The 8,379-nt window shown below is 72.5% G+C and carries 8 protein-coding genes; 2 read left to right on the top strand and 6 right to left on the bottom strand.

Translation table 11 applies throughout. From position 1 onward, the window contains the following. The first annotated feature begins 25 nt into the window (after positions 1-25). A complete protein-coding gene (locus ACFY8O_RS15290; RefSeq protein WP_387902237.1) occupies positions 26-643 on the top strand; it encodes a type VII secretion system-associated protein in 618 nt (205 codons plus the stop codon). Positions 644-742: 99 nt separating this feature from the next. On the opposite strand, the gene ACFY8O_RS15285 is transcribed toward ACFY8O_RS15290, so the two are convergent. Continuing rightward, positions 743-1,489, bottom strand: a complete 747-nt coding sequence (locus ACFY8O_RS15285) for a LamG-like jellyroll fold domain-containing protein (protein WP_387902234.1) — start codon at positions 1,487-1,489, stop codon at positions 743-745. Between the two features lie 302 nt (positions 1,490-1,791). Here ACFY8O_RS15285 and ACFY8O_RS15280 point away from each other — a divergent pair, with 302 nt between their 5' ends. Further along, on the top strand, positions 1,792-2,292 hold the full coding sequence (locus ACFY8O_RS15280; RefSeq protein ID WP_387902233.1) for a cupin domain-containing protein: 501 nt from the start codon (positions 1,792-1,794) through the stop codon (positions 2,290-2,292). A gap of 88 nt (positions 2,293-2,380) precedes the next feature. On the opposite strand, the gene ACFY8O_RS15275 is transcribed toward ACFY8O_RS15280, so the two are convergent. The 5 genes from ACFY8O_RS15275 to ACFY8O_RS15255 all read right to left on the bottom strand — a co-directional run bounded on the left by ACFY8O_RS15275 (position 2,381) and on the right by ACFY8O_RS15255 (position 8,243). Next, a complete protein-coding gene (locus ACFY8O_RS15275) occupies positions 2,381-4,270 on the bottom strand; it encodes an ATP-binding cassette domain-containing protein (RefSeq protein WP_387902230.1) in 1,890 nt (629 codons plus the stop codon). 273 nt (positions 4,271-4,543) lie between these two features. Further along, the gene (locus ACFY8O_RS15270) at positions 4,544-5,098 is read right to left on the bottom strand and encodes a hypothetical protein (RefSeq protein WP_387902228.1); all 555 of its coding nucleotides are present in this window, start codon (positions 5,096-5,098) and stop codon (positions 4,544-4,546) included. A gap of 95 nt (positions 5,099-5,193) precedes the next feature. Beyond that, entirely contained in the window at positions 5,194-6,300 is a 1,107-nt protein-coding gene (locus tag ACFY8O_RS15265) for a sensor histidine kinase (protein WP_387902225.1), read from the bottom strand. Beyond that, positions 6,293-6,988, bottom strand: coding sequence for a response regulator transcription factor (locus ACFY8O_RS15260; protein ID WP_387902223.1), 696 nt, complete (start codon positions 6,986-6,988; stop codon positions 6,293-6,295). Before ACFY8O_RS15260 ends, ACFY8O_RS15265 begins: the two co-directional genes overlap by 8 nt. Before the next feature lie 190 nt (positions 6,989-7,178). Then, positions 7,179-8,243, bottom strand: a complete 1,065-nt coding sequence (locus ACFY8O_RS15255) for a LacI family DNA-binding transcriptional regulator (RefSeq protein ID WP_387902221.1) — start codon at positions 8,241-8,243, stop codon at positions 7,179-7,181. Positions 8,244-8,379: the final 136 nt, after the last annotated feature.

The raw sequence follows: 8,379 nt of genomic DNA, 5'->3' as shown, positions 1-8,379 counted from the left end.
GGTGCTCCCAGCGAACGAGGACGACATGAGTGATCCCGGTGCCGAGACCCCGGCCGCCCGCGTGGACCCGGTGCCTCCGGAGGAGTTCGTCCGCGCGGCCAGACTGGCACCGGACCACTGGCTGTACCTGCCCGATCCCGCATGGCGGGGGGAGGGCCCGCCACCACCCTGGGCCGTAGCCGGCCAGTGGCGTTCCGACTCCCGCGGCGAGATCGTCGAATGGGAGGAGAACGAGGAGTACAGGCCCTCACCCGAGGCAAGGGGATGGCCCGAACCCACCGACGAGGTGGACCGCGCCGTGCAGCTCGCCACCACCGGCTACGGACCTGCGGAGGACGTCACCGCCGCTCTGGCCGTGGCGGAGGTCGCCGTGCTGGTCACCGCCGACGGCGAACCGGTGAGCGCGGCGGCTCCCGACGGCACAGCGGTGGTCCCCCTCTACACCTCCCCGCACCACCTCCAGGCCGCCGGGCGACTGGCCTTCGAACAGGTGCCGTTCGCGGATCTGCTCGGCCGGATACCTCCGGGCCACAGCCTGTTCCTGAACAGCTCGGCCCCGGTCGGCATGGTGCTGGCCACCGACGGGCTCGCCGAGGCGGTGCGGGAAGCGGCGGAGGCATCGGTCCCCGCCGTGTCCGAGTAGCACTGCCGGACCGTGGCCAGGCGGGCCGAGCCGAAGGCGGCACGGACCTCTCCTCCGGTTCGCAGGCTTTCGTACGAGCATAGGGGTGCGCCCCGGTCGTCAGCCGACGGTCATGGCGGTGTGGTGGGCGGCCAGGCGTTCCGCGGAGAGCGCGCGGGGGTAGACGGCGACCTTGCCGATGCCCCCGAGGAAGTAGGAGCGCAGAGCGGCGCTGCCGATGCGCAACGGCGATGTCGTGTTGCCCGGGACGATCGTGTAGTCGGCCAGCGCGTCACGGTCCCGCAGCCGGCCGTCGCGGTAGAGCTCGGTGTGGCCCGGAGGCTGGGCCGGGCCGTCGGGTGCGGTCGTGATGACCAGGGCGTAGTGGATCCATTCACCGGGCCGCAGAGGATCCTGGAAGTACGAACCCGCCCCCAGCCCGCCCGGCGGGTTGAAGACGTAACCGGAGACTCGGTTGACCCGGCCCTCGGTGTTGTCCGCCGAGTAGATGCGCGCCACCCACTCACACTGGTTGACGGTGGCGTAGGTGAGCTTGCCGAGCCAGTGGACGTAACCGGAACCCTCCGTACGGGGGAAGACGAGTACGTCCGGGCGGAACCAGGCCTCCACGGTCAGCGCCCCCGTGGTGGAGACGGACAGCGCGTCGCTGTCCGGCACTTCGACGTACTGCCCGGAGGTGCCGTCGAACAAGGAGGCCGTGTCCCCGTTGGGCAGGTGGGTGTGCCCGGGGGAGCCGTGGTAGGTCGCGACCGATCCGCCCGGGGACACCTCGGTCCCGGCTCCGCCGAGGCCGAGGAACAGCACCGGGTCGTCCGACAGGACCGTCTGGTCGTAGCTGCTGCTCACGAGCACCCTCTCCTCGCCGGGCCGTGGGGTGGGGCCGCGCCGGGCCACCCCTCTGCCGTCGTGCCGAGGGCCGGCGGGGGCGGTGGTCCGACCGTCCCACCGTAGAAGGGGAGGGATCCGGCCGGAACGGCGCCCGGGTGGGCGAGGCAGGGCATGGGGGGTACGCCGGAGCGCGCTCCCGGACGCACGCGCCCGGGCGTCGCGAGGCGCTGAGCCGCTCCTCGTGCGCGGGGAATCGGCCCACCCGAACGAGGTCCCAATGGCCCAGGAGAGTGGGCCTTCCGGTACCTAGGGTTGAGCTCATGACGGACGACACGAACACCTTCGCCCCTGTGCTCACCCGCCACGCCGAAGCCGAGACCTGCGCCGATCCGAGCAGCGTGATGCGCCTGCTCGGTGAAGGCGGCGACACGGAGCGCGGGTTCACGAGCTACCGCTCCACCTTCGCCGAAGGGGCGGTGGGGGCGCCCGCGCACTTCCACACCAAGGCGACGGAACTTTTCTTCGTACTCGACGGAGCCCTCCGCGTGCTCGTGGGCGACGACGTGACGGTCCTGCGCGAGGGCGACTTCCTCGCGGTCCCGCCCCACACGCCGCACGCGTTCGCCGCCGCCCCCGGATCCACGGCGGACGTCCTTTTCGTGTTCGACCGCTCCATGGACCGTTTCGCCTACCTCCGGTTGCTCGGCAGGGTCATGCGTGGCGAGGCGGACCCGAAGGAGATCACCGAGTCCGCCCAGCGTTTCGACAACCACTACGTCGACAGCCCCATCTGGCGCGCCGCACTGGAGACCTCGTCCTGATCCGGCGGAGTGACAGTGCGGCACACGGCCCGTCGCGGGAGCCGGCCCTCCTCGGGACACCGGCCCCTCGCGCGGGCCCGCCGGCCTCCTAGCGGTCCTTGGCCAGGGCGACGAGTTCGGCGAACAGGCCGCCCCCGCCCATCAGTTCCTCGTAGCTCCCCTCTTCGATCACGCGCCCCTCGCTCATGACGACGATGCGGTCGGCGAGACGGGTGTTCTCCAGTTGGTGCGTGACGACCACGGTCATGCGCTCGGAGGCGATGCGCCTGATCTCCAGGAAGATCTGGTGCTCCCCGCGCGGGTCCATCTGCGACGTCGGTTCGTCGAGGATCAGCAGAGGCGTCCGCCGGTACAGCGCGCGGGCGCACACGAGCCGCTGCCACTGGCCCCCGGACAGCTCGGCGCCGCCCCAGAGTTCCTTGGCCAGGAGGGTGTCGAGCTGCCGGGGCAGCTTCTCGACCGCCTCCCGCATGCCGACGGCGTCGATCGCCTCCCACACGGCGCCGTCGTCGTACGTCCTGGGCTGTCCGAGGGTGACGTTCTCGCGGGCGCGCAGCGGCCAGCACGCGAAGTTCTGCGGGACGAGGGCGGTCCGCTTCCACACGGCGTCCGGGTCCGCCTCGGCCAGATCGACGCCGTCCCACAGGACGCGGCCCTTGTCGGCGAGGAGGATGCCGGTGATGAGCTTGGCCAGGGTGGACTTGCCCGAGCCGTTCTCGCCGACGACGGCCAGGATCTCGCCGCGCCGCAGGGTGAGGGAGACACCGGCGACCGCCGGCTCGGCCTTGCCCGGGTAGCGGTGGACGACCTCGTCGAGACGGATCTCCTCCACCCTTTCGGGGATGGTCAGCTCCCCGCGCGCGGGGGCGCGTTCGGCCGCCATGTCGAGGAAGGTCCGCATGTCGGCCAGGTAGAGCGAGGTGTGGAACATCGCGGCGCCGTGGACGACGAACTGGGAGAGGGCGGCCAGCGTGGTCTGGACGGCGACCACCGCGGTGGCCGCGACGGGAAGGGCGACGCGTTCCGTGGTCGCCAGCCAGGCGAGCGTGGTCCAGGTGCCCAGCAGAAACAGTCCGCCCAGGGCGCTGGTGGCCAGGACGATCCGCAGCATGCGGGGGGCCGCGGTGAGGGTGCGGCGGTCGATCCGGTCGGAGAGCGCGCGGTACCAGTGGACGAGATAGCCCGTCATGCCGTTCGCGCGGACCTCGTCGCCGTACCGGGAGTAGGTGGCCCACCAGCGCATCATGGAACGCACGTTGCGGTCACCGACGTTGAGATAGTGCGTCTCGTAGTCCACCCGCGCCGACAGCACGGCGCCGACGCCCGCGGGCAGCACGGCGAGCAGGAGCAGGGGCAGCATCGACCAGTGCAGCGCCGTGACGACGCCGGCCGCGGCGATCATGCGCACCAGGGCGGCCAGGAAGCGCTGGGCGTCCTGCACCATCATCCGGGTACGGGTGACGCCGACCTCGGCGGCTTCCTGACGGTCGGCGAACCCGTCCTCTCCGTACGCCGACGCCTCGACCCGGCACACCGCGGAGACCAGGGCGATGTCCGCCTCCGTCGTCAGCAGCGGCGTGATCCGCCCGTCGGCGTACGAGGAGAGGGCACTGCCGACGCGGCCCGCACCGGCCGCCGTGGTCACCACGATCAGCGCGGGCAGCGATTCGTGCAGTCGTTCGGCGACAGGTCCCGCGCTCAGCAGGTGGGTCATGGCGCGGGCGGTGAACGCGAGGACCACGGCCGCCGCCACGCCGGTGAGGAGCTGGCAGAGGAGGAGCAGTGCGGCTCCTGTCCTGTCCACCTCCCAGGCCCTGCGCGCGGTGTGTCCCAGAACGCCGGGCAGGCGCCTGCACAGAGCTCCGAAACTGGCCTCGGCCAGGGGATTCTTGCCGTGCTTCCCCTCGAAGGTGATGGTGGCCGGCGGGGGAGGGGGAGGCGTCCCGGCCTGTGCGGCCGAGGTGTCGGTCACGGTCACCCTGCATCGCTCCTTGGGTCGTCGCCGCACCGGGGCGGTTCGGCGGTGCCCGGCTCAACGACAGCCCAGGGGAATCGAACGCGCTCGATTTCGGACGGGTTGGAGCCCTTACGGGGCAAGGTGCCGGGAAGGAAGCCGCCGTGCTCAGGCCGTCGTCGGGCCGATCGGATTGGCCGAATCGCCGGTGTCTGAAACGCATGGGACGTACGGGGTCGAAGAGACGTCGACGGGTCCCGGCCCGCCCGTGCCGGACCGGTTCGGGGAAGGCGGGGCCTATCCCTGGAAGAGCGTCAGGAACCAGAACACCGGCAGGGCGAGGACGCCCAGGGCGATGGCACCGATCAGCGAGAACAGCCAGACGAAGACGTAGGCCTCACCGTCGCGGCGACGCCCTCGGCGTGCCGAGGTGAGCAGCCAGTGGCCGGGCAGTCCGAGAGTGGCGGCCGTCCAGCCGGCGAAGGTGAGGTGTTCGGCCGCGCCGAGGGGCGACGGCGCGAAGACCGTGTCCCCGACGAGGCGGACGTCGTGCCGCGTTCCCGGCCGGAGCTCGCCCGACGCCGAGTGGAGCATCACCGGCCGTGACTCCGGTTCCCCTGCGCCCGAGGACGCGGAGGACGGTGTGTACCCACCGCGGCAGCTCATGCCGGTCCCCTCGACCTCTTCCCAGCAGCCGGCGATCACGAAGGTCCCCGTCGGCCCCGGGATGCCGGTGAGGCCGGCCAGCCGGGCCCCGAACAGCAGCCACACCACCGCCAGACTTCCCGCCAGCCACAGCACGGCGAGCCCGCCGGCCACCCGCCACCCCCACGTCCCGCCCGACCGTCCCATGCGACGCCCCCGCCCCTCGGCCCTTCGCCCGAGGACGCCCTACCCGGGGCCGCCGCACCGGAACCGCACTGGTGCGCGAGGAAGCCCCGGGTTCCTCACCTGACGGTGTGCGGGGGCGCCGCCGGCAGTTCCACGGTGACGCGGAGCCCGCCGCCGGAGCGTGGTGCGAGGGTGAGCGTCCCGTCGTGCGCCTGGGTGACGCGTGCGACGATCGCGAGACCGAGGCCGACGCCCGCATGGTCGGTGTGCACGCGCTCGGTGCCCCGCCGGAAGGGTTCGGTGAGCGTCGCGACCAGCCGCGGTGCGACCCTCTCGCCGGTGTTGTCGACGGTGAGCACGACGGTGCCTGGGCGGACTTCGGTGCTCATCCGGACGGTGCCCCGCTCCGGCAGGTTGTGGACGACGGCGTTATGCAGGAGATTCGTGGTCAGCTGCAGCAGGAGCGCGGGCGAGCCGGCGGTCTCGGCGATGTCGCCGGAGGTCTCCACGGTGACGCCGCACCGCTCGGCGAGAGGGAGAAGCGTCTCTGTGGCCTCCTCCGCCAGCAGCGACAGGTCCACCCTTTCCCGGGTGAACGACCGCTGGTCGGCCCGGCTGAGCAGGAGCAGCGCCTCGGTGAGGTCGATCGCCCGGGTGTTGACGGCGTACAGGCGGTCGATGACGGCGTCACGAGCGGGGTCGGTGCGCGCCACGTCGAGGAGTGCCTTCGTGACCGCGAGCGGGGTGCGCAGCTCGTGGGAGGCGTTGGCCGCGAACCTCCGCTGTTCGGCGACGTGAGCCTCCAGTTGTTCGAGCATGGCGTCGAACGCGTCGGCGAGCTCGCGGAACTCGTCGTCGCGGCCCGGCAGCCGGATCCGGTGGGTGAGCGATCCGCCCGCCGCGGTGCGGGTGGCAAGGGTGATGTGGGTCAGCGGGGCGAGCATGCGGCCCGCGAGGAGCCACCCTCCCACGAGGCCGATCACCAGCAGGAACGCCAGCACTGCGGCCGCCCTCGGGGCGAAGACGTCCAGGAGGGCGGACCGCACGGGGAAGACGCCGTTCGTGGGCCGGTCGTCGGGGTTGATGAGCATCGCGCGCTCGGGGACGTACCGCAGGAGGAACACCCACACCGCGGCGAGCAGCAGGACGCCGGCCAGCATGAGGAAGCCCGCGTAGCTGAGCGTGAGTTTGAAGCGGACGCTCGGTCCGGGCGCTCTATCCACGGTCGCCGCCCTCGTGCGCCGCGCCGTACCCGAGGTCGATGCGGTAGCCGACGCCCGGCACCGTCGCGATCAGCCAGGGCTCCCCGAGGCGTTTGCGCAGGGCCGAGACCGTGATGCGCACGGCGTTGGTGAACGGGTCCGCGTTCTCGTCCCACGCCCGTTCCAGCAGCTCTTCGGCGCTGACGACACCGCCCTCCGCCGTGACGAGGACTTCGAGCACGGCGAACTGCTTCCGGGTCAGCGGGACGGGACGGCCGTCCCGGTGGACCTCGCGGCGGAAGGGATCCAGCCGCAGCCCCGCGATCTCCCGCACGGGCGGCCTGCTGTGGGCACGTCTGCGGTCGAGGGCCCGGAGCCTGAGCGCCAGTTCCCGCAGCTCGAACGGCTTGGTGAGGTAGTCGTCGGCCCCGAGCCCGAAGCCGGAGGCCTTGTCGTCCAGGCGGTCCGCGGCCGTGAGCATCAGGATCGGCAGACCGCTGCCGGAGGCGACGATGTGCTCGGCGATCTCGTCACCGGACGGCCCGGGGATGTCACGGTCGAGGACGGCGATGTCGTACGTGGTGACGCTCAGCAACTCCAGAGCCGTGTCGCCGTCACCGGCGATGTCGGCCGCGATCGCTTCCAGGCGCAGGCCGTCGCGAATGGCTTCCGCCAGGTAGGGCTCGTCCTCGACGATCAGCACACGCATGGTCCCGATGCTACGAGCCGCCGTGTCTCGTCGGCGTATCGAAAAAGCACGCACCCGCCTCCCGCGCCGCACCCCGGACCGCGCACTGTGGCCCGTCCTTCTCGTGAACCCGTGGGCAGCTCGGCTGTCCCGGGCATCCTGACGCACGCGTGCGAGCCGGCCGCCCGTCGCGCGCCGGGCCCGGTCCGGGTCACGGCCCGCCCGCCGGCCTGCGGGAGGCGGGCTCGGCGGTGCTGCCGCGGACCATGAGACGCGGAGCGATCCCGAGGTACTCCGCCGGGGGACCGCCCTCGATCTCCTGGGCCAGCGCGCGCACGGCGGTCCGTCCGATGGCGGCGAAATCCTGGTGGACGGTCGTCAGGGGAGGGATGAAGTTCCTCGACTCGGGCATGTCGTCGAACCCGGCGACACTCACGTCCTCGGGTATCCGCAGGCGCGCCTCGGTCAGCGCGCGCAGCACGCCCAGCGCCATCTGGTCGTTGGCGGCGAAGACGGCCGTCACCCCCGGCTCGGCGGAGAGCCGGCGCCCCGCCGTGTAGCCGGAGTCCGCGTACCAGTCGCCGTGGACGGGCTCGGGCACCGGCCGCCCGTGGGCACGCAGGGTCTCGCGCCAGCCCCGCAGGCGCAGGACCGCGGAGTCGGAGTCCCGCGGACCCGCGACGTGCCAGACGGTCTCGTGCCCCAGTCCCAGGAGGTGCTCGGTCGCCAGTCGCGCGCCCGCCACCTGGTCGGTGTCCACCACGGGGGAGCGGCCGGCCACCCTGGAGTCCACCGTCACCACCGGGACCCCCCGGTGCAGCCGCGCCTCCTCGGCCGCACCGATCAGATGGGACTCGATCAGCACGATGACCCCGTCGACGGCCTGTTCGCCGAGCCGGTCCAGGGCCACGTTCACATCGGCGTGGGTGGGGCGCTCCAGCGGCATCAGCGTGATCGTGTACCGCCGCTCGGTGGCCGCCGCCGCGACGGCCTCCAGGGTGCGCAGGTTCCCGTACGAGGTGAGGGTGAAAACGATGACACCGATGCTGCGGAACCGCCCCGACCGCAGGGCCCTGGCCGCGCTGTTGGGGCGGTAGCCGAGCTCACGCATCGCCTTCAGCACGCGCTCCCGGGTGGCCGCTCCCACATTGCTGCGGCCGTTGGCGACGCGGGAGACGGTCTGGCCCGAGACCCCCGCGCGCCGTGCGACGTCGTCGATGGACGCCTCACGTCGACGCGGCCGGGCCCGCCCCGATCCCGCTTCCCCGCCGTCCATGGCCTCTCCCGGGCGCCCGTGCTGAGTGATCTCGACAGGGTAGGCGAGGAGGTGCCCGGGACCGACGGCCGCCCGGAACCGGTCGCGTCGCGCGGGAGGCCCACCGGAACCGGCTGCCTGGGACGGGAACCCCCTG

This window comes from Streptomyces argenteolus (assembly GCF_042902585.1).
GTDB classification, from domain to species: Bacteria; Actinomycetota; Actinomycetes; order Streptomycetales; family Streptomycetaceae; genus Streptomyces; species Streptomyces argenteolus.
Note: the sequence above shows the minus strand (reverse complement) of the source record. Positions and strands in the feature narration are given on the sequence as shown.